Consider the following 23,859-nt stretch of genomic DNA (forward strand, 5'->3'; position numbering starts at 1 on the left):
GCCGACACGGCGGCGGTGGTCAGCGGCGTCTCGCTGGCCACGGCCACCGGCGCGGCGGCGACGGCGGGCACGCATGCCATCACGGCCAGCGGCGGCGCGGCGTCCAACTACGAGATCGTGCTGCACGAGGGCACGCTGACGGTGGCCAAGGCGCAGCTGACGGTGAGCGCCGACGACAAGTCCAGGATCGCCGGCGAACGCGACCCGGCGCTGACCTACAGCGTCGACTCGAGCCAGCTGCATTACGCCGACACCGCCTCGGTCGTGGGCGGCGTGCAACTCGCCGCGCCCGGCGGCGCCGGGCTGTCGCCTGGACAGTACGCCATCGTCGCCTCCGGCGGCAGCGCGGACAACTACACGCTGCAGTACGTCGACGGCACGCTGACCGTGAAGCCGTCGTCGAACGTCAACTCCGAGAAGCTGGTCGACCAGGTGACGCCGGACTCCGGCACCGGCACCGCGACCACCCCGGTCACGACCGTGCCGCCCTCAGGCGGCGCGCCGGCGCCGACGATCGGCCAACCCGGTTCGATGGTCGTCGTCGGTGGCGGGGTGTCGGGCGGGGGCGAGGCCGGTCTGGTGTCCGGCGGCGCGGCTGGCGCCGCCGTGGACCCGATCGGTTCCAACGGCTCGAGCGCTTCGAGCGGATCGAGCGGATCGAGCGGATCGAGCGGATCGAGCGGATCGAGCGGATCGAGCGGATCGAGCGGTTCGAGCGGTTCGATCGGTTCGATCGGTTCGAGCGCCGATGTCGCCGGCTCGGGTTCGACTGGCTCCGGCTCGGGCTCGGGCTCGGGCTCGGGTTCGGGTTCGGGTTCGGGTTCGGGTTCCGGTTCCGGTTCCGGTTCCGGTTCCGGTTCCGGTTCCGGTTCCGGTTCCGGTACGGAGGCCGGTTCCGCCGGGACTCCGGGCGCCGCGGCGCCGGCCGGGGGCGGCGCCGCGGCGTTGGCCGTCGTCGAGCCGCAGAGCCAGGTCAGCGCGGATTCGGCGAGTGGGTTCCGCTTCGACGCCAGCGCCAGTTTCGAGAAACCGGCCGAGGCCCGCCTGAGCTACAGCGCACGGATGGCCGACGGCTCGCCGCTGCCGCCGTGGATGGCGCTGGACACGAGCACCGGCGTGCTCAGCGGCGTGCCGCCCTCCGGCGCGGCGGCGATGCTGGAAGTGGTGGTCACCGCGCAGACCGAAGCCGGCGCCTCGGCGTCGACCGTCGTGCGCGTGGACGCCGGCCGCTGAACCCGGGACGCCGCGGCCTGCGGGCCGTGGCGTCTCAGCGGCCGCCCAGCGTGCTGCGCAGCGCCGCGCAGCGTTCGACGAGGCGGCGTGCGAGTTCGTCGCGCACGCCACCGAAGCGCATCGCCGGCACCGGGATCGAGATCGCCGCGATCTCGCCCCCGGGCAGGCGCAGCGCCGCCGCCAGTGCGCAGATGCCGGCGGCGTTCTCTTCCTGGTCGACGGCCCAGCCACAGGCCCGGACGGCCTGCAGCTCGGCTTCGAGCGTCGGCCAGTCCGTGAGCGTGGCCGGCGTCAGCGCCGTCAGGCGCAGGCGCGGGCGCAGCAGCGCCAGTTCCGTCGGCGACAGTGCCGCCAGCATCGCCTTGCCCGGCGCGCTGGCATGCAGCGGGAAGGCCACGCCGACGCCGGACTCGGCGCGCAGGCGCTGCGCGCCGGCCACCTGATCGACGAAGACCAGACGTTCTCCGTCCAGCAGCGACAGGTCCACCGTCTCGCCGCACTCGCGTGCCAGCGCCTGCAGCACCGGGCGCGCGAACTCGGCGACGTCGAAACGCGCGGCGGCCGCCAGCGCCAGCAGCGCCGGGCCCAGGCGCACGCCGCGCGTCGGGCTGGCGGCGATGACCAGCTGTTCGCGGTCCAGCGCCTCGACGATGCGCTGCACCGTCGAGCGCGGCAGCCCCAGCAGCCGCGCGAGTTCGCCCAGCGACAGGCCGCCCGGGTGGTCGCGCAGCGCACGCAGCACCGCGGCGGCACGCGCGATGACTTGCACGCCACCCGCGCGCTCGGCACCGCCGCCGGATTCTTCTGCCTCCGTCTTCGCCACGTCCCGCCCCCCGTTCTTCGCGGGCGCGAGTGTGCCATCGGGCTGGCGGTCGGCCAGGGGATGTCGAGTCATCAGGGTTAACCCTATTCCTTTAAACGATCTTGATCCGGATAGTACTGATGCATCGCAAAACGGTACACATGTACCGCATAGCGGTACATCAAACTTCATTCATCCGGAGCACGGCATGACGATCACGGTCCGCGGCATCACCTACCAAGAGAACCTCGACAACGACATGGGGCTGGAGTTCTACGACCTCAGCCATCCGTGGGGCCTGGGGCAGCCCTGCTGGCCCTACTTCGAGGACGTCAAGATCGAGCGCCTGCACACGATGGCGCGCAGCGGCGTGCTGACGCAGCGCATCACGACGGTGATGCACTCGGGCACGCACATCGACGCCCCGGCGCACGTCGTCGAGGGCACGCCGTTCATGGACGAGGTGCCGCTGCCGTACTTCTTCGGCACCGGCGTCGTCGTCTCGATTCCCAAGGGCCGCTGGGAAGTCATCACCGCCGAGGACCTGGAGCGTGCGTCGCCGCAGATCCGCGAGGGCGACATCGTCATCGTCAACACCGGCTGGCACAAACACTACGGCGACAACCGCCAGTACTACGCCTACTCGCCGGGCTTCTACAAGGAAGCCGGCGAGTGGTTCGCGAAGAAGAAGGTGAAGATGATCGGCACCGACACCCAGGCGCTGGACCACCCGCTGGGCACCGCCATCGGCCCGCACGGCCCGGGCTGGCCCAACGGCCTGCTGCCGCAGGTCAACATGGAGTACGAGCGCGAGACCGGCCGCAAGGTCATCGAGGACTTCCCCGAGTGGGAGCCCTGCCACCAGGCGATCCTGCAGGCCGGCATCTGCGGCATCGAGAACGTCGGCGGCGAGATCGACAAGGTCACCGGCAAACGCGTGACCTTCGCCGCCTTCCCCTGGCGCTGGAAGGACGGCGACGGCTGCATCGTGCGGCTGGTGGCCATCGTCGACAAACGCGGCGGCTACCGCATCGAGAACGGCCAGGGCTGAGCGCCCCGGACGCTTCCAAGCTGCAACAGCGGTATGGCGCTGTTGCAGAGCGCCTGAGCGGGGTGAGCGCTGTAAGCCGCCGCCCCGCCGTCCCCCGGTCCCAGGGGCGGTGCCCCGGCGCCGGCCTCCCCACAGTGGCCCAGCCGCGGACTTCGCGGCGCCATCCGGGGAGAGTTCAGATGTTCACTCGTCATTGCGTCGTGTTGGCGGCCGCCTGCGCCGTCGCCGGGAGCGCGGCCGCAGCGTCGGTCGAGCTGCAGAAGGGGACCCTGGGGGCGACCATCGCCGACAGCGGCAACTTCGACTACAGCGCCTACCCCGCGCTGGCCTACGGCGGACGCGAGTTCGTCAACGTCGGGACGCCCAGCAGCTGGTACTGGTTCAGCGCCGGGACGACCCAGCTCGTCGCCCAGTACGGAGCCAACCCCTTCGGTGCCAGCACCTGGGCCGCCGGGCCCGGCGACGCGACGACGGTCGGTGCCTTCGGCGACTGGTCCTTCAGCCAGACGGTGCATCTCGCCTCGGGCAACAAGCTGACGGTGCACCTGAACCTGACCAACACCGGCGACTCCGACCTCGACGGCGTGCGCTGGGGCGTCGGCTTCGATCCGGACCAGGACTACGGGATCGGGACGCCGTTCACGTTCAACCGCATCCTCGGCCAGGGGGCGGGCGCGGCGGTCAGCGCCTACGGCGAGCAATCCGGCCTCACCGTCACGCTGGCCAACGACACCGCGGCCGGCGCGAGCGCCGTCGCCTACGTCAACGCCGGCGACTGCTGCTTCGCCGTCGATCCGGCGAAGGCTCTGGCGAACGGTCAGGCGGCGGGCTACGGGCGCTACGGCGACGACTCGATCAGCCTCGCCTACGACTTGGGTACCGTGGCCGCCGGCCAGACCGTGTCGATCGGCTACTCCTACAGCTTCGCGCCGGCTGCGATCCCCGAACCGGCCACCGCGGCGATGATGCTCGGCGGCCTGGCCCTGCTGGCGGCCCGCCGGCGCCGGGCGGCCTGTTGAGGCCCGCGGCGGCGCTCAGCCGCCCAGCAGCTGGCGCAGCACGTACGGCAGGATGCCGCCGTGGCGCCAGTACTCGACCTCGATCGGGGTGTCGATGCGCAGCGTGACCGCCACCTCGCGCCGCGTGCCGTCGGCGGCGGTGAGGACCAGCGTCGCGTCGGACAGCGGCCGCACCGGCAGCGCCAGCCGCACGTCGACGGTCTCGTCGCCGGCGAGTCCCAGGCTCTGCCAGGACTCGCCGGGCTTGAACTGCAGCGGCAGCACGCCCATGCCGATCAGGTTGCTGCGGTGGATGCGTTCGAAGCTGCGCGCGACGACGGCCTGGATGCCCAGCAGCATCGTGCCCTTGGCCGCCCAGTCGCGGCTGGAGCCGGTGCCGTACTCCTCGCCGGCGAACACGACCGTCGGCACGCCGGTGGCGACGTAGCGCATCGCGGCGTCGTAGATCGGCAGCAGCTCCGGCGTGCCGGTGCCGTCGCGGTACAGCGTGTAGCCGCCTTCGACGCGTGAGCCGTCCTCGCGCGGCGGGATCATCAGGTTCTTGATGCGAACGTTGGCGAAGGTGCCGCGCATCATCACCTCGTGGTGGCCGCGGCGCGCGCCGTAGCTGTTGAAGTCCGCCGGCAGCACGCCTTGTTCGAGCAGGTAGCGGCCGGCGGGCGTCGTCTCGCGGAAGCTGCCGGCCGGCGAGATGTGGTCGGTGGTGATCGAGTCGCCGAACAGGCCGATGATGCGCGCGCCGCGCACGCCCGGCTGCACCGGCGGCGGCGCGAGCTGGAAGTCGCGGAAGAACGGCGGCTCGGCGATGTAGGTGCTCTTGGGCCAGCTGTAGACCTCGCCGCCGGCGCCGGCGATCTGCTGCCACAGCGCGCCCGGCTCGGCCTGCACGCGGGCGTAGTTGCGGCGATAGGCCGCGCCGTCCATCGCGCTGCGCATCAGCGCCGCGACCTCGTCGCTCGTGGGCCAGAGGTCGCCCAGCCAGATCTCGCGCCCGTCGTGGCCGGTGCCCACCGGCTCGGTCATCAGGTCGCGCTGCACCGTCCCGGCGATCGCGTAGGCGACGACCAGCGGCGGGCTGGCGAGGAAGTTGGCCTTCAGGTTGGGGTGGATGCGCGCCTCGAAGTTGCGGTTGCCCGAGAGCACCGCGGCGCAGACCAGATCGTTCGCCGTGATCGCGTCGTTGAGTTCCGGCGCCAGGTCGCCGGCGTTGCCGATGCAGGTCGTGCAGCCGTAGGCGGCAACGGCGAAACCCAGCCGCTCCAGGTAGGGCAGCAGCCCGGTCTTCGTCAGGTACTCGGTGACGATGCGCGAGCCCGGCGCGAGCGAGGTCTTGACGTGCGGCTTGACCGTCAGCCCGGCCTCGACCGCCTTCTTGGCCAGCAGCCCGGCGGCCAGCATCACGCCCGGGTTGCTGGTGTTGGTGCAACTCGTGATCGCGGCGATGAGCACGTCGCCGTTGCGCAGTTGCAGCCCGTCGCCCGCCTTCACGGGACGGCCCAGGCGCGAGGCTGGCTGGCCGAAGCCGTTGGCCGCCACCGGCGCCGAGAACAGCTCGGCGAAGCGGCGCTTGACGTCGCCGATCTCGATGCGGTCCTGCGGCCGCTTCGGCCCGGCCAGGCTGGGCGCGACGGTGGACAGGTCCAGCCGGATCAGCGCGCTGTATTCGATCGCGCCGGCCGCCGGCACGCCGAACAGGCCCTGGGCGCGGAAATAGGCCTCGAAGGCCTCGATCTCGGCCGTCGTGCGCCCGGTGCCGGCGAAGTACTCGACGGTCTTCTCGTCGACCGGGAAGAAGCCCATCGTCGCGCCGTACTCGGGCGCCATGTTGGCGATCGTCGCGCGGTCGGGCACCGACAGCGAGCGCGTGCCCTCGCCGCAGAACTCGACGAACTTGCCGACCACCTTCTCGCGCCGCAGGATCTCGGTGATCGTCAGCACCAGGTCGGTGGCGGTGACGCCTTCGCGCAGCCGGCCGGACAGCTCGAAGCCGACGACGTCGGGCGTCAGCAGGTAGACCGGCTGGTCGAGCATCGCCGCCTCGGCCTCGATGCCGCCGACGCCCCAGCCGACGACGCCGACGCCGTTGATCATCGTCGTGTGGCTGTCGGTGCCGACCAGCGTGTCGGGGTAGACGACGCCGTCGGCGCCGCGGTGCACGCCGCGCGCCAGGTACTCCAGGTTCACCTGGTGCACGATGCCGAAGCCCGGCGGCACCACGCCGAAGGTGCTGAACGCGCCCATGCCCCACTTCATGAACTGGTAGCGCTCGCGGTTGCGCCTGAACTCCAGCTGCATGTTCAGGTCCAGCGCCTGGGGGCTGCCGTAGTGGTCGACCATCACGCTGTGGTCGACGACCAGGTCCACCGGCACCAGCGGCTCGATGGTCTTCGGGTCGCGCCCCAGGCGCTGGGCGACGTTGCGCATCGCCGCCAGGTCGGCGAGCAGCGGCACGCCGGTGAAGTCCTGCAGCACGACGCGCGCGACGACGAACGGGATCTCCTCGCTGCGCGGCGCCTTCGGCGCCCAGCCGGCGAGCTGCTCGACGTGCTCCGCCGTCACCTTGCGGCCGTCGCAGTGGCGCAGCACGCTCTCCAGCACGATGCGCAGCGACACCGGCAGGCGCGCGACGCCCGGGAAGCGCTCGGCCAGCGCCGGCAGCGAGAACAATCGGCCCTCTTCGCCGGAGGCGGTCTCGAAGCGGCGGACGGTCTCGGCGAACGGGTGGGCGGCGGCGTTGCGGGGCATGCGGTTCCTCCGGTGGCGTGGACCGCAGCCATTGTGGGCACGAGGGGGAGGGCGGCTGGGCGGTGGGGCGATCGGGCTGCCGCCGCGCGCGAGCCGCCCCGGATGCCGCTACGCTGGCGCACGAGCATGTTCGCAGGGGGACCGACCGATGATCGTTCGTACATCAGGCCCGATCGCGATGGCCCGCCGAGCTTCCGTCCGGCCGGCATGAGCCACGGTGTCTCTGGCGCCGGAGAAGGCCCGCAGACGCCCGACGGCTGCTCGGTGGAGCTCTATCGCCGCTTGCCCTACATGGGTGAACTCGAGGCCATCGAGCCGGTGTTGATCGAGCATCCTGCGGTGCTCGAACTCGGCTGCGGCACCGGCCGTCTGTGCGCGCGGATGGTGGCGCTGGGGCTGCGGGTCACCGGCGTCGACGAATCGGCCGAGATGCTGGCCCACCTGCCCGCCGGCGTCGAGGCCGTCTGTTCGAGCATCGAGACGCTGGCCCTGGGCCGTCGCTGGCCGGCGGTGCTGCTGGCCAGCCACCTCGTCAACCACCCGGAGTCGGCCGTGCGCGAGGCCTTCGCCGCGGCGGCCTGGCGGCACCTGGCGCCGGGTGGCAGCTTCTTCGTCAAGCGCCATGACACGACGTGGCTGCAGACGGTTCAAGCCGGCTTCCTCGGCGCCGCGAACGGCGTCGCCTATCACGCCGAGCAGGTCGAGCGCCGCGGTGCCGAGGTCTCGATGCGCCTGCGTTACGAGCTGGACGGCGCCAGTTGGTGGCACTCGTTCACGACGATGGCGATGTCCGAGACCGATGTCGAGAGCCTGCTGCGCGCCCAGGGATTCGGTGCGTGCCGATGGCTGGGCGCCGGGCGGCTCTGGGTGATGGCCACGGCGCAGCCGTGACTCGTCAAGGCTAGGCCGCCAGCGCCTCCATCTCCCGCCGCAAGCGCCACGCCGGCAGTTCCGGCCGGGCGATGACGTCGTCCCAGCACAGCATCTGCCCGGCGGCGACCGGGCGCTGGAGCACCAGGTCGTGCGCCAGCCCCAGCGGCAGGCCGCCGTGGGCACGCGAGGCCTCGGCCGGCTGCAGCCGGCCGACCACCGTGTAGCCGCCTTCGCCGTCGAGCGTCTCGCCGGCGCGCAGGTCGCGTTTGGCGGTGGCCACGACGTCGGCCATCCAGGCGGTGGCCGCGCCGGTCGCCTCGCCGCGCAGCGCGACGCTGGCCACCGAATAACCGACCTCCAGCCCGATCAGGTGCCAGCGTTTGTAGAGCGTGAAGTAACGCCCGCTGGGGTCGGTCTTGGCGCCGTACTCCTCGAAGCAGTGGCGCACGTAGTCGGCCTCGCCTTCGACGGTGACCCAGACGCCCATGCGGATGTCGTAGGGGATGGTCGTGCCGTCGCGGCGCAGCGAGGAGATGACCTCGACCATGCCCTTGCGTTCGAGCACGCCGCCTTCGGCCAACGGCCGCGTGACGCCGGGGATCTCGTCGATCGCCGCCGGCGGGTACAGCAGGCCGCCCGAGGGCACGGCCAGCCCGGTGGCGTTGGCGACCGCGGTGCATTCGATCGCCGGCTTGGAGCCGTCGAGGAAGCTGTTGAACATCTTCGGGTTCAGCCCGCCGCGGTCGGCCTGCTCGGGCGTCAGGCCGTAGAAGCCCCAGACCGTCTCCGGCGTCGACTGCGCGAAGTGCGGCAGCCACTTGTGGCCGCGCCCGGCGGCGACGACCGGGAAGCCGCAGGTGCGCGCCCAGTCGACGAGGTCGCAGATCAGCGCCGGCTGGTCGCCGAAGGCCAGTGAGTAGACGACACCGGCCTCGGCCGCGCGCCGCGCCAGCAGCGGGCCGCAGAAGGCGTCGGCCTCGACGGTCACGTTGACGACGTGTTTGCCCTCGGCGATCGCCGCCAGGCAGTGTTCGACCGCGGCCACCGGGTGGCCGGTGCATTCGACGATGACGTCGATCGCCGGGTGCCGCACCAGCGCCTGCCAGTCCTCGCCGACGTGGGTGCGGCCGTCGGCCAGCGCGGCGTCCAGGCTGGGCGCGGTGGCGCGTGCCGGGTCCCAGCCGACACGCTCGAGGTTGCGGCGCGCGCCGTCCGGCGCCAGGTCGGCGATGCCGGCCAGGTGCACGCCGGGCGTGTTGGGCACCTGCGCCAGGTACATCGAGCCGAACTTGCCGGCGCCGATCAGGCCGACGCGGATCGGCCGCCCCTCGGCCGCGCGCCGGCGCAGCTGGGTGTGCAGGCCGGTCTTCATGCCGGGCGGCGCACGCGGCGCATCGGGGGGCAAAGCAGCATCGGAGTCCTTGTTGTGGCGGCAGACGGCTTGACAAGTGTCATGTCCGAGGCTGGGTGGTGCGCTACGGGTCATCCCGGGCGGGTGCGGGTGGAGGACGTGTTAGCACGCCCGTCTCCGCTGCGGGCTTTGCCCGCTACCGGGCCTTCGCCTGGCCACGGGCGCAAGACTGGCGTCTCGTTCGGTCTGCCATTGCGGCCTTGCACTTGATGCGTAGGTCAGGAATATTCCTTCGGCGTCGCGCTCCGGCCGCCGCAGTGCGCCATGGGGCCGACGGTCGTCGGCCATCGGGGAGGAGGTTGCGGAGGTGATGCACGACCCTGGAGAGCGATGGAAGCGCAAGCCGCTGCTGGATGAGAACCCCTGGTCTCTTCTCAGGCCTGTCGGCCTTGCCCGACGCACGGCGCGCGTCGTCATGGCAGGCTGGGTCATCGCGGCCCCCGCTGCGCTCTCGATCCATGAGCCTTTCGAATGGGGCTACGCCGTCGTCGGGATCCTCGGCCTGCTGATGCTCCGCTACGTTCTCCAGCGACTTCGGGGCGTTCCGGCCGAGTTCATCGGCCCGGGCGAGGCCGTCACGGAGGACTGGGCTTTCCAGATCCGCCTCTTCATCGACATCGTGGCGCTGCTCTTGCTGGCCTGGTCCGTTGCAACGCTTGTTCTCGGCTTCGAAGCGCTACGTGCCTGGCTGTCATAGTGCCGGCGGACCGCCTCAGCTGGATCGACAACGCCCATGAGCAGTGCCTCACCGCAGTCCGAAGTCTTCGTCATGCGTTCCCTCACGCCCGCTGAGGTGGACCATCTCGCGACCATCAGTGCGATCAGCTTCGTTGTCGGGGCGTTGGCGATGGCTTGCGTGCTGGGGGTCGCTCTGGCGGTAGCGCTGAAGACCAAGGCTCCCGGGCGCTGGTCCGCCTTCCTCGGCATCGCGCTTGTGTCCGCCTGGTGGGCGCTGGTGCAGTCCATGGGTGGCGATCTCGAAGCGACCTTCGGCCCCGTGGCGCTGCTCGTGACCTACACGGTCTACTCGGTATTCGCCGTGGTCTTCGCAATCGGGTACTGGCGCATGAGCTTCGCTGTCTTCCGGCAACGCGCCACCCCGGCTGCAGACCGTGAGGCCTGATCCCTTGCCGGAAAGAACCTCGGCCGACCGGCCGTGCTGCGCCGGCCGGTCCCCGGCGCCGCGCGTGTCCGGGCGTCCGCGGCCGCTACGCCGGGGCGTTCGACCATGAACCCGGCCACCCCACGTGCCGTCGTGCTTGCGGGGGGCGGTTCGGCGGGACTCGTGCTCCTGGAACTTCGGGCTGCACTGGAAGGTGCCGGCCCCTACAAGACGCTGCCTGGGCTGGAGACGGCTCTCGCCGCCGGATTGGGACTCGGCAACCTCCTGGTGCTGACCGTCGTCGGCCTGGCCGCATGTCGGGTCGGCAGCATGGGCCACGCGGTGCGGCGCCGGGCGGCTTTCGTCGGTCTGGTCATCGTGGCCGCAGCTGCCACCCTGGCGGCGCCTCTGCTGGCCTCGGCGGCGCTTGCAAGCCTCTGCCTGCGTCCGTCTCTCTGTCCGGACATCGGCAATCCTCTGCTGTGGGCTTACCTGCGAGGCTTCACCGGTCTTCCATGGCCGCCGATGGTCGTCGGGCCTCTGGTGGCCTCGGCGATGTATGTCCGCACGAGGCGTCCGGCAGGCCACCCCGGTGATCCTTGATCCCTGTCTGCGCGGCGAACTCGGGATGACCCCGACGGATCCCGGTACGAGTCGATCCCGTTTGGGATAATCTGTTGTCTCAAAGGAGATGAGGTGTGCCGATGAGCATGATGGAGAACAGGGTTCGCAGCGAGGCCGCCGCATCCGCCAAGAGCCGGCGCGCCCCGGTGCGCTCGGCGTCGTCGACGGGTGACGAGTTGCTGAGTCGCCTGCTTCAGGCCGATCCGAGCCAGGAGCCCGGCTTGCTGCAGCGACTGGATGCCCTGTCGCCGCTGCAGACGGTCACGCTGGTCAAGACCGGCGTGCGCGCCGGGTGGGTGCCGCCGCTGGCCAGCAGCCTGGGCATGAGCCGCGACCGGCTCTATGCGACGTTGGGCTTGCCGCGCGCGACGATGGAGCGGCGCCTGGCCAAGGACGAGCCGTTGTCGGCCGAGCAGAGTTCACGCGTGCTCGGCATCGCGCGGCTGATCGGCCAGGTGCAGGCCATGCTGGACGAGTCGGGCACGCCCGCCGGCTTCGACGCCGGTGCCTGGGTGGGGCGCTGGCTCGGCGAGCCCGTGCCGGCGCTCGGCGGCCGCTGCCCGGCCGAGCTGATGGACACCGCCGAGGGCCAGATGCTGGTGGCCAACCTGCTGGCGCGCGCTCAAAGCGGCGCCTACGCCTGAGTGTTCGTCTGGCGCATCGCCAGCGACACCCGCGACTTCCTCGCCGAGGACCTGTCGGGGCGCGGCGCCGAGAAGACCGGCGGGCGCTGGAACCGAGCCGGCAGCCCGGTCGTCTACTGCGCCGGCTCGATCGCACTGGCCTGCCTGGAGACCGTCGTGCATCTTCGGGTCGCCGGCCTGCCGCTGAACCGCTTCCTGGTGCGGGTCGCCATCCCCGACGAGGTCTGGGCCCGCCGCCAGACGCTGCAGGCGGCCTCGCTGCCGGTCGGCTGGAGCGCCATCCCCGAAGGGCTGGTGTCGGTCGAGCTCGGCCTGCGCTGGCTGGCGTCGATGGCGTCGGCGGTGCTCGAACTGCCGTCGGTCATCGTGCCCGAGGAGAACAACTGCCTGATCAACCCGCGCCATCCGGACGCGGCGGGCATCACGGCCTTGAAGCTCAGGAGCTGGAGTTATGACGGGCGGTTCGACCGCAGGGCGTAGGCGCCCCCGAAGGCACGCTGGTGCGTCGACTGGAGGCGGTTCGTTGCGCTCCATGGCGCCTGGGACTCGAGCTTGTCGCGTATGAGAGACCCGATCTCGTTGGAGCTGGCCGGCCCGCTGGGTGGTGCCGCGGCCGACGCGCAGAGGATCCTGCGAAGCCTGCCGCGCTGGTTCGGCGTCGACTCGGCTCTACTCCAGTACGCCCAGGACACGCAGCGACTTCCCACCTTCTGGGCTGCCGAGCGCGGCTGCGCCATCGCATTCATGACACTGAGAGAGCATTTCCCGGCGTCATGGGAGGTGCATTGCATGGCGGTGCAAGCCGACGCACGTGCGAGAGGCGTCGGGCGGCAGCTGCACCGGCATGCCGAGCGCTGGCTGCTCGGGCAGGGTGCGCGCCACCTGCAGGTCAAGACGGTGGCGGCCGGACACCCGAGCGCCGAGTACGCCGAGACACGTTCCTTCTACAAGGCCCTGGGCTATGAGGAACTGGAGGTGTTTCCCGACTTGTGGCGGCCCGGGCTTCCCGTGCTGCAACTGATCAAGGCCTTGAACGGCGCGGCTTGAAACCAGGTCTTGGAGCAGGCCGCCGGGAACCCGGAGGCCGGCAGTACTGCCCGGGTGCTGCTCTTCGCTCTTCAATCCGGTGCGCCAAACAGCGATTGAAGCAATGCCTGGGCTTTCGCCTTGCCCTGCGCCGTGAACACCACCGACCTGGCCTTTCCGGCCGGGTCGGAGATCAGGCCCTTGGCGTGCAGCCGGTCCAGGGCGTCCCAGTCGAAGGACTTCCACGCGCGCTCGCCTTCATGCAGCCCCAGCAACAGCAGCGCGAGAACGGCGTCGTCGATGCGGTCGGTGTCGAGTTTCATGGCCGTCTATCGTCGCGGCACCACTGCCTCGAGGGCAACGGGGTGCCCTCGTCGTTTGTCCGAACGGGGCGCGGGCACACTGGAAGGTACCGGCCTGCAGCTCATCGGCAAGCGACTCGAAACCAATGATGACCATTGAGACCCGTCCCGCGCACCCGTCGGACGTCGAAGCGATCGCCCGTTTCGACGAGTTCAACGGTGACCGGCTGCGTGAGATCGAGGCCGGAACGTGTTTCGTCGCGCTGGCAGGCGACCGGGTCGTCGGTTATGCCAGCTACGAGCCGCGGGGCCTGCTCGGCCAGCCACTGCTGACCTTTCTCTGCGTCAGTGTGGACTTCCGACGGCAGGGCATCGCGACCCGGCTGGTCCGACTCGTCCAGTCGAGAGCCGCTGGTCGCAAGCTGCTGTCTTCAACGGAGGATTGGTGCGTCGGCACGCAACGGATCTTCGAATGCCTGGGCTGGGAGCGTGTCGGACAGATCTCGGGTATCAACAAGGACGGTTCGTCCGAATGGTTCTATGCGGTCGATCTGAGCCGCTGAACCTTCAAACCCCGTCCCAGACGTCCCGCATCACCGCCTCGAACCGCGCCCGGATCGCCCCACGATCCGCCGCCGCCCAGCGCCCGGCCACCAGCGTGCGCTTGAACGGCGCCGCTGGCGCCCCGAACACCAGCCCGTCGAGGCGGTGACTTGGCGGCAGGCCGGCCAACGCTGGTTCAGCGGGGTCGAGTTCGACGAGATCGGCACGCGCGCCGACTTCCAGCCCCCAGCGCTCGAACCCCGCAGCCGTGCCGCCGCCGGCGCGCAGGCGCTCGAACAAGCGCGCCGCGCTTGCCGGCTCGACGCCGGGCGCCGCGGCGACGTTGCGCCGCCGGTGCAGCAGCCGCTGCCCCCATTCCAGCCAGCGCAGCTCCTCCGGCCAGGCGCGCACGACCTGGCTGTCCGAGCCGACCGCCAGCGGCACGCCGGCGTCCAGCCAGCGCGGCAGGTCGCACAAGCCGTCGCCCAGGTCGGCTTCGGTCGCCGGGCAGATGACGACACCCGCGCCGGACGCCGCGACGGCCTCGATCTCCTCGGGCGTCGCATGCGTCGCGTGCACCAGCTGCCAGCGCGCGTCCAGGCCGGCATGGCGCGCCAGCCATTCGATCGGCCGGCAGCCGGTGGCGGCCAGGCAGTCGTCGACCTCGGCGGTCTGCTCGGCGACGTGCACGTGCAGCGGGCCGTCGCAGGCCGCGGCCAGTTCGGCGATCGACGCCGGCCGCGCGGCGCGCAGCGAATGCACCGCGGCGCCGACCGTCACGCCGGGGCGGCCGCGCAGCGTGTCGGCGATGGCCAGCACCTGGCGCGGCGTCGTCGCGAAGCGGCGCTGGTCGGCGCGCAGCGCCTCGGCCTGGAAGCCGGCGCGTTCGTACAGCACCGGCAGCAGCGTCAGGCCGATGCCGGCGTCTTGCGCCGCGTCGGCCAGCGCCTGCGACATCTCGGCCGGGTCGGCATAGGGCCGGCCGTCCAGGTCGTGGTGCAGGTAGTGGAACTCGCAGACCTGGCTGTAGCCGCCGGCCAGCAGCTCGGCGTAGAGATGGGCGGCGACGGCACGCAGCTGTTCGGGCCGCAGCTTCAGCGCGACGCCGTACATGCGGTCGCGCCAGGACCAGAAGTCGTCGTGCGCGCTGTCGCGGCGTTCGGACAGGCCGACAAAAGCGCGCTGGAAGGCGTGGCTGTGGGCGTCGACCAGCGCCGGCAGCACGTCGCCGGCCAGGCGTTCGGCGCCGGGGGGCGGCGCGACGCCGCAGTCGATGGCGGCCCAGCAGCCGTCGGCGCCGGCGGCCAGCCGCACCTGCTCGCGCCAGCGCCCGCCGACCCAGGCGCGTGGCGCCCAGAACTCGCGGTTCACGGCCGCCATGCGAGCATCGTCTCGGCCAGCGTGCGCAGCACGGCGCGCGCGTCGGCGGCGCGGGCCGCGTCCCAGACCGGCGGCATCGCCTCGGCCAGGTAACACGGCCAGGTCATCTCCATCTGCACCGCGTGCACGCCGTCGGGCGGGCGGCCGTAGTGGCGCGTGATGTAGCCGCCCTTGAAGCGGCCGTCGACGACGTGGCCGAAGCGGCTCTGCGCCGCCAGCACCGCCGCCAGGCGTTCGCGCAGCGCCGGCGCACAGGCGTGGCCGGCCGCCGTGCCCAGGTTCAGGTCGGGCAGCCGGCCTTCGAACAACCAGGGCAGCTCGGCGGCGATGCTGTGGCCGTCGAAGAGCACGGCGTGGCCGTGTTCGGCCTTCAGCCGCGCCAGCTCGCCCTGCAGCGCCTCGTGGTACGGCCGCCAGTAGGTGGCGACGCGGCGCTGCACCTCGGCCTCGTCGGGCGTCCGGCCCTCGCGGTACAGCGGCTCGCCGCTGAAGAAACGTGTCGGGCAGAGCTCGGTGTTGTTCCGGCCCGGGTACATCGGCGTGTTCTCGGGCGGGCGGTTCAGGTCGACGACGTAGCGCGCGTAACGCGGCACGATCAGGCTGGCGCCGAGTTCGGCCGCGAAGTCGTAGAGCCGGTCCAGGTGCCAGTCGCAGTCCTCGACGGCCAGCGCGCGCGGCAGCAGCGCGGCGCCGACCTCGGGCGCGATCTCGGTGCCGGCGTGCGGCACGCTGATGACCAGCGGGCCCGTGCCGCGGTGCAGGGTGTAGCTCTCGTTCATCGTGCGATGCCTCCGACGACGCTGCCGCGGCAGGGTGCGCGGCCCATCCAGTAGGCCAGTTCGGCCGGGTGGTCCAGGTCCCAGACGGCGAGGTCGGCGCGCTGGCCGGCCACGAGCCGGCCGCGGTCGGCCAGGCCCAGCGCGCGCGCGGCGTTGACGGTGAAGCCGCGCAGCGCTTCTTCGGGCGTCATGCGGAACAGCGTGCAGGCCTGGTTCATCACCAGCGTCGGCGACAGGATCGGCGAGGTGCCCGGGTTGTGGTCGGTGGCCAGCGCGACGGGCACGCCGGCCTCGCGCAGCGCGGCCAGCGGCGGCAGCTTGGTCTCGCGCAGGCAGTAGAAGGCGCCGGGCAGCAGCATCGCGACGCTGCCGGCGGCGGCCATCGCGCGCACGCCGGCCGGCGACAGCCATTCCAGGTGGTCGCAGGACAGCGCGCCGTGGCGCGCCGCCAGCGCCGCGCCGCCCTGGTCGCTGAGCTGCTCGGCGTGCAGCTTGACCGGCAGGCCCAGCGTGCGCGCGGCGGCGAAGAAACGTTCGACCTGCGCCGGCGTGAAGGCGATGGTCTCGCAGAAGGCGTCGACGGCGTCGACCAGGCCTTGCGCGTGCAGCGCCGGCAGCCAGCCGATCGCGGCCGTGACGTAGTCGTCGACGCGGCCTTGGTACTCGGGCGGCAGCGCGTGCAGGCCGAGGAAGCTGGTGCGCACGGTCAGCCCGGTCTCGGCGCCCAGTCGGCGTGCGACGCGCAGGCAGCGTGCCTCGGCCTCCAGCTCCAGGCCGTAGCCGGACTTGATCTCCAGCGTCGTCACGCCGTCGGCAGCCAGCGCGCGGGCGCGGGGCAGTGCGGCGGCGAAGAGCGCCGCTTCGTCGGCGGCGCGCGTGGCCGCCACCGTCGAGCGGATGCCGCCGCCGGCACGCGTGATGTCCTCATAGCTCGCGCCTTGCAGCCGCAGCTCGAACTCGCGCGCGCGGTCGCCGCCGTAGACCAGGTGGGTGTGGCCGTCGATCAGGCCCGGCGTGACCAGCGCGCCTCCGAGGCGGTGCTCGGTCTCGGGCGCCAGCCCGGCCGGCAGCTCGGCCTCGGGGCCGACCCAGGCGATCGTGTCGCCGTCGGCGAGCAGCGCACCGTCTTCGATCAGGCCCCAGCCCGTGTCGCCGGCCAGGGTCACCAGGCGCGCGTCGCGCCAGAGCGTCGTCGTCATCGGGTGTCTCCGTCGTGCACGGCGATCCAGACGCCGCTGGCGTCGGCGTCGTTCGTGTCCCAGTGCAGCGTGCGTGTGCCGGGCTCGTAGCAGCCGCGCTGCGCGGCGGCCATCGGCGCCAGCGCGAGGCCGCCCCGGGCGCCGCGCAGCATCAGGTTCAGCGCGCGTGCCGGGGCGGCGACGCGGCAGTGCGGCGCATCGCCGCCGTCGAACTCGATCGGCGCCTCGCCGGCGTGCAGGCGCTCGACGCGCCCGCCGAACACCAGCTCGACCGGCCCGCCTTCGACCAGCGCGAACCAGCGCCGCACGCCGGGCAGGGCCGAGAAGGGCGCGTCGGTGTCGAGCTCGGCCAGGCTCAGCCGCCAGCGCCAGGGCGTGCCGCCGGTCAGCAGCTCGCGCGTGCGCCCGGCGCCGTTGGCCCAGGGCTGCGGCACGACGTCGTCGGCGAGCAGCACCGTCACGGCCTGAACCCGCCTTCGAGGTGGTAGCGCGCGCCGGGGTGCACCAGGCGGGCGATCGTGATCGGGCCTTCGAGGCGGCGTGTGCGGCGCACGACGACGAGGCAGGGGTCGCCTTCGGCGATCGCCAGGCGCCGGGCCTCCTCGGCGCTGGCGGCGCTGGCCTCGACGCTGTACTCGGCCTCCCACAGCGGCGCCACCTGCAGCAGGTAGTGCGTCGGTGTCGTCGTCGCGAAATCGACGTCCAGGTAGCCGGGCGCCGCGGCCGGGTTGACGTAGCGGTCTTCCAGCTGCAGCGGCACGCCGTCGGCGCGGTGCACGATGACGGTGTGGAACACCGGCGCGCCCGGCGCCAGCCCCAGGCGTTCGGCCAGCGCCGGCGGCGCCGATTCCTCGGCCTTCAGCAGGACTTCGGCCTCGTGCTGCTGGCCGCGCGCCGCCAGCTCCTCGTGCAGGTCGCGGATCGTCAGCGTCGAGGCCAGCCGGTGGCGCTGCGCGGCGAAGGTGCCGACGCCTTGCGAACGTTCGACCAGGCCTTCGCCCTGCAGCTCGCGCAGCGCGCGGTTGACCGTCATGCGGCTGACGCCGAAACGCGCGACGAGCTCGGCTTCGGAGGGCATCAGCGCGCCCGGCGGCCACTCGCCGCGTTCGAGACCGTCTTTCAGGAAGCGCTTGACCCGCGCGTACGGGGCCTCGGCCGTGTCCGGGGAAACCATGGCCGGATGGTAGTTGCGACGACTTGTCTAGACAAGTACAGTGCAACCCTGATCCGACCCTCCCGCGTCGCCCAGGAGTCGCCCATGTCCGAGTCTTCCGCCCATCCCGCCGGCCCGCGCCCGGTGCGCTCGCCGCGCGGCGACACGCTGCACTGCGCCAACTGGCTGATCGAGGCCGCCTACCGCATGCTGCAGAACAACCTCGACCCCGAGGTGGCCGAGAACCCCGACGCGCTCGTCGTCTACGGCGGCATCGGCAAGGCGGCGCGCAACTGGCGTGCGTTCGAGACGCTGATCTCGACGCTGGAGCGGCTGAAGCCCGACGAGACGCTGCTCGTGCAGTCGGGCCAGCCGGCGGGCGTGTTCCGCACCCATGAAGACGCGCCGCGTGTGCTGATCGCCAACTCCAACCTCGTGCCGCGCTGGGCGACCTGGGAGCATTTCGACCACCTCGACCGCGCCGGGCTGATGATGTACGGCCAGATGACCGCCGGCTCCTGGATCTACATCGGCAGCCAGGGCATCGTGCAGGGCACCTACGAGACCTTCGCCGAAGCCGGCCGCAAGCACTACGGCGGCAGCCTCGCCGGGCGCTGGATCCTCACCGCCGGCCTGGGCGGCATGGGCGGCGCGCAGCCGCTGGCCGCCAGCTTCGCCGGCGCCACCTCGCTGACCGTCGAGTGCCAGCAGAGCCGCATCGATTTCCGCCTGCGCAGCCGCTACCTCGACGAGCAGGCCGCCGACCTCGACGACGCGCTGGCGCGCATCGCGCGCTACACGGCCGAAGGCCGCGCGGTGTCGATCGGCCTGCTGGGCAACGCCGCCGAAGTGCTGCCCGAACTCGTGCGCCGCGGCGTGCGGCCGGACCTCGTCACCGACCAGACCAGCGCCCACGACCTCGTCAACGGCTACCTGCCGGCCGGCTGGACGGTCGAGCGCTGGCGCGCCGCGCAGGCCGACCCGGCACAGCACGCCGAACTGCGCGCCGCGGCAGCCGCCAGCTGCGCCGCGCACGTCAAGGCCATGCTCGCCTTCCACACGATGGGCGTGCCGACGGTCGACTATGGCAACAACATCCGCCAGGTCGCGCTCGATCAAGGTGTCGCCGACGCCTTCGCCTTCCCGGGCTTCGTGCCGGCCTACGTGCGGCCGCTGTTCTGCCGCGGCAAGGGGCCCTTCCGCTGGGTGGCGCTGTCGGGCGACCCGGAGGACATCCGCCGCACCGACGCCAAGCTGAAGCAGCTGTTCCCCGAGGACGCGCACCTGCACCGCTGGCTGGACATGGCCGGCGAGCGCATCGCCTTCCAGGGCCTGCCGGCCCGCATCTGCTGGCTGGGCCTGGGCGAGCGCCACCGCGCCGGCCTGGCTTTCAACGAGATGGTGCGCAGCGGCGAACTCAAGGCGCCGATCGTCATCGGCCGCGACCACCTGGACAGCGGCTCGGTCGCCAGCCCCAACCGCGAGACCGAGGCGATGAAGGACGGCAGCGACGCCGTCAGCGACTGGCCGCTGCTCAACGCGCTGCTCAACACCGCCGGCGGCGCCACCTGGGTCAGCCTGCACCACGGCGGCGGCGTCGGCATGGGCTATTCGCAGCACTCGGGCGTGGTCATCGTCTGCGACGGCAGCCAAGCCGCCGACCGTCGCCTGGCGCGTGTGCTCTGGAACGACCCGGCCACCGGCGTGATGCGTCACGCCGACGCCGGTTACGAGGACGCCCAGGCCTGCGCCCGTGAACAAGGTCTGGACCTGCCGATGCTGGCCCAAGGAGTCTGACGATGCTGCTGCGACCCGGAGAACTCTCGCTCGACCAGCTGCAGGCGATCCACGCCGGCGGCCACAAGCTGATGATCGACCCGCAGGCCCTGCCCGGGCTGCGCGCCAGCGCCGCCGTCGTGCACGCCGCAGCCACCGGCGAGGCGCCGGTCTACGGCGTCAACACCGGCTTCGGCAAGCTGGCCAGCACGCGCATCGGCGAGGCCGACCTCGACACGCTGCAGCGCAACCTGATCCGCTCGCACAGCGTCGGCGTCGGCGAGCCGCTGCCGGCGCCGGTCGTGCGGCTGATGCTGGCGCTGAAGGCCGCCAGCCTGGCGCGCGGCTTCTCGGGCGTGCGCCCGGTGGTCGTCGACACGCTGCTGGCGGTGCACGACGCCGGTCTCGTGCCCTGGGTGCCGGCGCAGGGCTCGGTCGGCGCCTCGGGCGACCTGGCGCCGCTGGCGCACATGACGCTGGCGCTGATGGGCGAAGGCGAGTTCCTGGTCGACGACGACGGCCGCCCGGTGCGGCGCGCCGCGGCCGAGGTGCTGCAGGCCGCCGGCATCCCGCCGCTGACGCTGGCCGCCAAGGAAGGCCTGGCGCTGATCAACGGCACGCAGACCAGCACCGCGCTGGCGCTGCACGCGCTGTTCTCGTTCGAGCCGGTGCTGGAGTCGGCGCTGGTGATCGGCGCGCTGACGGTCGACGCCGCACGCGGCAGCGACGGCCCGTTCGACCCGCGCATCCACGCGCTGCGCGGCCAGCCGGGCCAGATCGACGTCGCCGAGGTCTACCGCCGCCTGCTCGCCGGCAGCGGCATCCGCGCCAGCCATGTCGACGGCGATGATCGCGTGCAGGACCCGTACTGCCTGCGCTGCCAGCCGCAGGTCGTCGGCGCCTGCCTGGACCAGCTGCGCCACGCCGCGCTGGTGCTGCTGCGCGAAGCCAATGCCGTGACCGACAACCCGCTCGTCTTCGCCGAGGATGGCGCGCTGGTCTCGGGCGGCAACTTCCACGCCGAGCCGGTGGCGCTGGCCGCCGACGCGATGGCCACCGCGATCGCCGAGGTCGGCGCGATCGCCGAGCGCCGCATCGCGATGCTGATCGACGCCAACGTCTCGCGCCTGCCGCCCTTCCTGGCGCGCGACGCCGGCCTGAACAGCGGCTTCATGATCGCCCACGTCACCGCCGCCGCGCTGGCTTCGGAGAACAAGTCGCTGGCGCACCCGGCCAGCGTCGACAGCCTGCCGACCAGCGCCAACCAGGAGGACCACGTCTCGATGGCGACCTTCGCGGCGCGCCGGCTGCAGCCGATGATCGCCAACGTCGCGCGCATCCTCGGCATCGAGTGGCTGGCCGCGGCCCAGGGCATCGAGTTCCTGCGCCCGCTGGCGAGCTCCGAGCCGCTGGAAGCCGCGCACGCGCTGCTGCGCGCCGGCAGCCCGGCCATCGACGTCGACCGCTACCTGGCGCCGGACATCGAACACGCCGGCGCGCTGGTCGCCGACGGTGCGCTGGGCCGCATCCTGCACACGCTGCCGGGCTTGCCGCAGCTGTGGTCGCCGGCCTGACTCAAGGATCGTGACGACAGGCCGATAAACCGGTCTGACGTCGGCCGCCCGGCGGGTGGCGGCGTGCCCCCCGCGGCGGTTCGCACGCCGGAGATCCGTCCGTGTCCACGCCACGCCGCCCTTTGCTGCAGCTCTGTCCGCCCGGGCCCGGGCGTCGGCGCTCGTCCGGCTGTCCCTATCCGGACTCGCCCTGCGCGCCGGCCACGCTCGAGCCGCTGGACCTGCTGCGTGCGCCGGTCTGGATCTTCGACATCGACCACCGCCGTGTCGCCTGGGCCAACCACGCGGCGCTGGAGGTCTGGCGTGCCGACAGCCGCGAGGCGCTGGCCGCGCGCGACCTGGGCGCCGACATGTCGACCACCGTGGCCGCACGCCTGGCGCAGTACCAGGCCGACTTCGCGTCGCACGGCGCGGTCTTCAACGAGCAGTGGACGCTGTTCCCCGAAGGGCGCCCGGTGCCGATGCAGATGCAGCTCAGCGGCTGGCGGCTGGAGGACGGCCGCATGGCGATGCTCTGCGAGGGCCGGCCGATCGAACACTCGACGCCCGAGTCGCTGCGCGCCGTCGACGCGCTGCTGCACACGCCGATGATGATCTCGCTGCACGCGCTGGACGGCGCTGCGCTGTATCGCAACCCCGCGGCACGGGCCTCGGTGCGCCGCCACGACGAAGGCCTGCGCGAACGTTTTGCCGACGCCGAGGCGCTGGCCGCGCTGCTGCGCCGCCTGGAGTCCGAAGGCGAGGCGACGCTGACGATGGCCGTGCACACCGCCGCCGGCCCGCGCTGGCACGAGGTCTCGGCGCGCCGCCGCCGCGACGCCGTCACCGGCGCCGAGGTGCTGCTGCTCGGCGAGACCGACGTCACCCCGCTCAAGCAGAGCGAGGCCCAGGCGCGTTTCATGTCCGAGCACGACGGTCTCACCCAGCTGCCCAACCGCGCCGCGGCGCAGGCGCACTTCCGCCGCCTCGTCGAGCAGGTGCGCGCGGCACCGGCGGACCGGCCGCTGAAGGCCGCCGTCGTGCTGATCGACCTGGACCACTTCAAGGACGTCAACGACTCCTGGGGCCACGCCGCCGGCGACGAACTGCTGGTGCAGGTGGCGGCGCGTTTTGCCGGCGCGGTGCGGCGCGACGACCTGGTTGCGCGTTTCGGCGGCGACGAGTTCCTGATCCTGCTGGCCGCACCCGACCCGCGGCGCGAGGTCGCACGCATCCACGCCCGGCTGCGCGAGCGCCTGGCAAGGCCCTTCGAGCTCGCCGGCGTGCAGGCGCGGGTCGCGGCCACCGTCGGCGCCAGCGTCTTCCCCGACGACGGCGAGGATTTCGAGCGCCTGCTGCAGCACGCCGACCTGGCGATGTACCGCGGCAAGGCCGAAGGACGCGACGCGCTCGCCTTCTACGAAGCCGGCATGAGCCTCACCCTGCAGGCGCGCACGCGCATGGAGCAGGAGCTGCGCCTGGCACTCTCGCGCCACGAGTTCGAACTCTTCTACCAGCCGCGTGTCAGCGCCGGCGTGCCGCGAATCGTCGGCGCCGAGGCGCTGCTGCGCTGGCGCCACCCCGAACGCGGCTGGGTGCTGCCGGGCGAGTTCATCCCGGTCTGCGAGGCCGCCGGGCTGATGCGTGAACTGGGCCGGCGGGCCTTCGAGATGGCGGCGCGCCAGCAGGCCGGCTGGTGGGCGGCGGGCCGGCGGCTGAAGCTGTCGGTCAACCTCTCGCCCTGCGAGTTCGAGGATCCCTGGCTGCTCGACGAGATCCAGACCGTGCTGCGCGAGACCGGCTGCCCGCCGCAGGCGCTGGAGATCGAGATCACCGAGTCCATGCTCGTCGCCGAAGGCGAGCGCACCACCCGGCTGGTCGAGGGGCTGCGTGAACTGGGGCTGTCGGTCGCGCTCGACGACTTCGGCATCGGCTATTCGCACCTGGCCTATCTGCAGCGGCTGCCCTTCACCTCGCTGAAGATCGACCGCAGCTTCGTGCAGGCGCCGCCCCAGGAGCGCCCGGTGGCCGAGGCCATCGTCGGCCTGTGCCGGGCGATGAAGCTGCATCCGGTGGCCGAGGGGGTCGAGACCGAGGCCCAGCGGCGCTGGCTGGAGGCGCTCGGCGTCGCCGAGTTCCAGGGCTGGCTGTTCGCGCCGGCGCTGCCGCGCGAGCGTTTCGAGGCGCTGCTCGACGGCGGCACGCTGCCCTGCGCGGCGGCCCCCGCGGATCCGGTGTAACCGCCGGGCGGCTTCGTTCGTATGGCAGGAGGGCGCCGCTTGGGCGTCCGATCGCCATCCACGACGAAGGAGCCCCGATGAACCCGAACGTTTCGCTGCCCGCTGCCACGCTTGCCCTCGCGCTGGGCGCCGCGCTGACCCTGGCCGCCGCCCCGGTGCAGGCCGCCGAGGCCGGCGCCAAGGAGAAGTGCTATGGCGTCGCGATGAAGGGCCACAACGACTGCGCCGCCGGCCCCGGCACCAGCTGCGCCGGCAGCTCGCGCACCGAGCACCAGGGCAACGCCTGGTCCTACGTGCCGGCCGGTACCTGCGACAAGACGATGTCCAAGACCTCGCCCACCGGCTTCGGGCAGACCATGCCGTTCAAGGAGAAGGCCAAGGAGATGGGCAAGGAGATGTGAGCG

Annotated in this window: 24 protein-coding genes; 15 read left to right on the forward strand and 9 right to left on the reverse strand. The window is 72.2% G+C overall.

Annotated features, from left to right (window positions below):
* Positions 1-1,233: MBG domain-containing protein (locus EV684_RS24035; RefSeq protein ID WP_243651158.1), on the forward strand; the 1,233-nt coding region annotated here is incomplete at its 5' end.
* A gap of 34 nt (positions 1,234-1,267) precedes the next feature.
* Here the strand turns inward: EV684_RS24035 and EV684_RS13355 are convergent.
* Positions 1,268-2,002, reverse strand: a complete 735-nt coding sequence (locus EV684_RS13355; protein ID WP_200222344.1) for an IclR family transcriptional regulator — start codon at positions 2,000-2,002, stop codon at positions 1,268-1,270.
* A 241-nt stretch (positions 2,003-2,243) separates the two neighbouring features.
* Here EV684_RS13355 and EV684_RS13360 point away from each other — a divergent pair, with 241 nt between their 5' ends.
* Together EV684_RS13360 and EV684_RS13365 are read left to right on the forward strand one after the other, a co-directional pair.
* Entirely contained in the window at positions 2,244-3,086 is an 843-nt protein-coding gene (locus EV684_RS13360; protein WP_165908486.1) for a cyclase family protein, read from the forward strand.
* Between the two features lie 179 nt (positions 3,087-3,265).
* Positions 3,266-4,105 (forward strand): PEP-CTERM sorting domain-containing protein, encoded by an 840-nt coding sequence (locus EV684_RS13365; protein ID WP_132647786.1) that lies wholly within the window; start codon positions 3,266-3,268, stop codon positions 4,103-4,105.
* A 15-nt stretch (positions 4,106-4,120) separates the two neighbouring features.
* On the opposite strand, the gene acnA is transcribed toward EV684_RS13365, so the two are convergent.
* Positions 4,121-6,850 carry an aconitate hydratase AcnA gene (gene acnA, locus EV684_RS13370; RefSeq protein WP_132647787.1) on the reverse strand — a complete coding sequence of 910 codons (2,730 nt, stop codon included), beginning with the start codon at positions 6,848-6,850 and terminating at the stop codon, positions 4,121-4,123.
* Positions 6,851-7,057: 207 nt separating this feature from the next.
* On the opposite strand from acnA, the gene EV684_RS13375 reads away from it, so the two are divergent.
* A complete protein-coding gene (locus EV684_RS13375; RefSeq protein ID WP_165908487.1) occupies positions 7,058-7,741 on the forward strand; it encodes a class I SAM-dependent methyltransferase in 684 nt (227 codons plus the stop codon).
* Positions 7,742-7,751: 10 nt separating this feature from the next.
* Here the strand turns inward: EV684_RS13375 and EV684_RS13380 are convergent, their stop codons facing one another.
* Positions 7,752-9,095, reverse strand: a complete 1,344-nt coding sequence (locus EV684_RS13380; RefSeq protein WP_132647789.1) for an NAD(P)H-dependent oxidoreductase — start codon at positions 9,093-9,095, stop codon at positions 7,752-7,754.
* 346 nt (positions 9,096-9,441) lie between these two features.
* Here EV684_RS13380 and EV684_RS13385 point away from each other — a divergent pair, with 346 nt between their 5' ends.
* The 6 genes from EV684_RS13385 to EV684_RS13410 all read left to right on the forward strand — a co-directional run bounded on the left by EV684_RS13385 (position 9,442) and on the right by EV684_RS13410 (position 12,551).
* Complete coding sequence (locus tag EV684_RS13385; protein WP_132647790.1) at positions 9,442-9,831, forward strand: hypothetical protein; 390 nt, start codon at positions 9,442-9,444, stop codon at positions 9,829-9,831.
* A gap of 36 nt (positions 9,832-9,867) precedes the next feature.
* On the forward strand, positions 9,868-10,257 hold the full coding sequence (locus tag EV684_RS13390) for a hypothetical protein (RefSeq protein ID WP_132647791.1): 390 nt from the start codon (positions 9,868-9,870) through the stop codon (positions 10,255-10,257).
* Positions 10,258-10,362: 105 nt separating this feature from the next.
* Positions 10,363-10,839 (forward strand): hypothetical protein, encoded by a 477-nt coding sequence (locus tag EV684_RS13395; RefSeq protein WP_132647792.1) that lies wholly within the window; start codon positions 10,363-10,365, stop codon positions 10,837-10,839.
* Positions 10,840-11,081: 242 nt separating this feature from the next.
* A complete protein-coding gene (locus EV684_RS13400; protein WP_237704841.1) occupies positions 11,082-11,504 on the forward strand; it encodes an antitoxin Xre/MbcA/ParS toxin-binding domain-containing protein in 423 nt (140 codons plus the stop codon).
* On the forward strand, positions 11,505-11,984 hold the full coding sequence (locus EV684_RS13405; protein ID WP_132647793.1) for an RES family NAD+ phosphorylase: 480 nt from the start codon (positions 11,505-11,507) through the stop codon (positions 11,982-11,984). It begins immediately after the preceding gene.
* Between the two features lie 81 nt (positions 11,985-12,065).
* Entirely contained in the window at positions 12,066-12,551 is a 486-nt protein-coding gene (locus EV684_RS13410) for a GNAT family N-acetyltransferase (protein ID WP_132647794.1), read from the forward strand.
* A 71-nt stretch (positions 12,552-12,622) separates the two neighbouring features.
* On the opposite strand, the gene EV684_RS13415 is transcribed toward EV684_RS13410, so the two are convergent.
* The gene (locus tag EV684_RS13415) at positions 12,623-12,853 is read right to left on the reverse strand and encodes a DUF6429 family protein (protein ID WP_132647795.1); all 231 of its coding nucleotides are present in this window, start codon (positions 12,851-12,853) and stop codon (positions 12,623-12,625) included.
* A 128-nt stretch (positions 12,854-12,981) separates the two neighbouring features.
* On the opposite strand from EV684_RS13415, the gene EV684_RS13420 reads away from it, so the two are divergent.
* The gene (locus tag EV684_RS13420) at positions 12,982-13,395 is read left to right on the forward strand and encodes a GNAT family N-acetyltransferase (protein WP_165908488.1); all 414 of its coding nucleotides are present in this window, start codon (positions 12,982-12,984) and stop codon (positions 13,393-13,395) included.
* Between the two features lie 4 nt (positions 13,396-13,399).
* Here the strand turns inward: EV684_RS13420 and hutF are convergent, their stop codons facing one another.
* From hutF to hutC, 5 genes are read right to left on the reverse strand one after another with little or no spacing between them, the layout of a single operon-like run.
* Positions 13,400-14,755: a formimidoylglutamate deiminase gene (gene hutF / locus EV684_RS13425; RefSeq protein WP_132647797.1), complete on the reverse strand. Its 1,356-nt coding sequence runs from the start codon at positions 14,753-14,755 to the stop codon at positions 13,400-13,402.
* A complete protein-coding gene (hutG, locus tag EV684_RS13430; protein ID WP_132647798.1) occupies positions 14,743-15,534 on the reverse strand; it encodes an N-formylglutamate deformylase in 792 nt (263 codons plus the stop codon). The genes hutF and hutG overlap by 13 nt, the downstream gene beginning before the upstream one ends.
* Positions 15,531-16,733, reverse strand: a complete 1,203-nt coding sequence (hutI, locus tag EV684_RS13435; protein ID WP_132647799.1) for an imidazolonepropionase — start codon at positions 16,731-16,733, stop codon at positions 15,531-15,533. Before hutI ends, hutG begins: the two co-directional genes overlap by 4 nt.
* A complete protein-coding gene (locus tag EV684_RS13440; RefSeq protein ID WP_132647800.1) occupies positions 16,730-17,194 on the reverse strand; it encodes a HutD/Ves family protein in 465 nt (154 codons plus the stop codon). Before EV684_RS13440 ends, hutI begins: the two co-directional genes overlap by 4 nt.
* Positions 17,191-17,907: a histidine utilization repressor gene (gene hutC / locus EV684_RS13445; protein ID WP_132647801.1), complete on the reverse strand. Its 717-nt coding sequence runs from the start codon at positions 17,905-17,907 to the stop codon at positions 17,191-17,193. Before hutC ends, EV684_RS13440 begins: the two co-directional genes overlap by 4 nt.
* A gap of 84 nt (positions 17,908-17,991) precedes the next feature.
* Here hutC and hutU point away from each other — a divergent pair, with 84 nt between their 5' ends.
* The 4 genes from hutU (at position 17,992) to EV684_RS13465 (ending at position 23,856) form a co-directional block, all read left to right on the forward strand.
* On the forward strand, positions 17,992-19,683 hold the full coding sequence (gene hutU, locus EV684_RS13450) for a urocanate hydratase (RefSeq protein ID WP_132647802.1): 1,692 nt from the start codon (positions 17,992-17,994) through the stop codon (positions 19,681-19,683).
* Positions 19,684-19,685: 2 nt separating this feature from the next.
* Positions 19,686-21,236 (forward strand): histidine ammonia-lyase, encoded by a 1,551-nt coding sequence (gene hutH, locus EV684_RS13455; protein ID WP_132647803.1) that lies wholly within the window; start codon positions 19,686-19,688, stop codon positions 21,234-21,236.
* A 101-nt stretch (positions 21,237-21,337) separates the two neighbouring features.
* The gene (locus tag EV684_RS13460) at positions 21,338-23,455 is read left to right on the forward strand and encodes a putative bifunctional diguanylate cyclase/phosphodiesterase (protein WP_132647804.1); all 2,118 of its coding nucleotides are present in this window, start codon (positions 21,338-21,340) and stop codon (positions 23,453-23,455) included.
* A 77-nt stretch (positions 23,456-23,532) separates the two neighbouring features.
* Entirely contained in the window at positions 23,533-23,856 is a 324-nt protein-coding gene (locus EV684_RS13465) for a BufA1 family periplasmic bufferin-type metallophore (protein ID WP_132647805.1), read from the forward strand.
* Positions 23,857-23,859 lie beyond the last annotated feature (3 nt).

This window comes from Rubrivivax gelatinosus (genome assembly GCF_004340905.1).
Classification (GTDB): Bacteria; Pseudomonadota; Gammaproteobacteria; order Burkholderiales; family Burkholderiaceae_C; genus Rubrivivax; species Rubrivivax gelatinosus.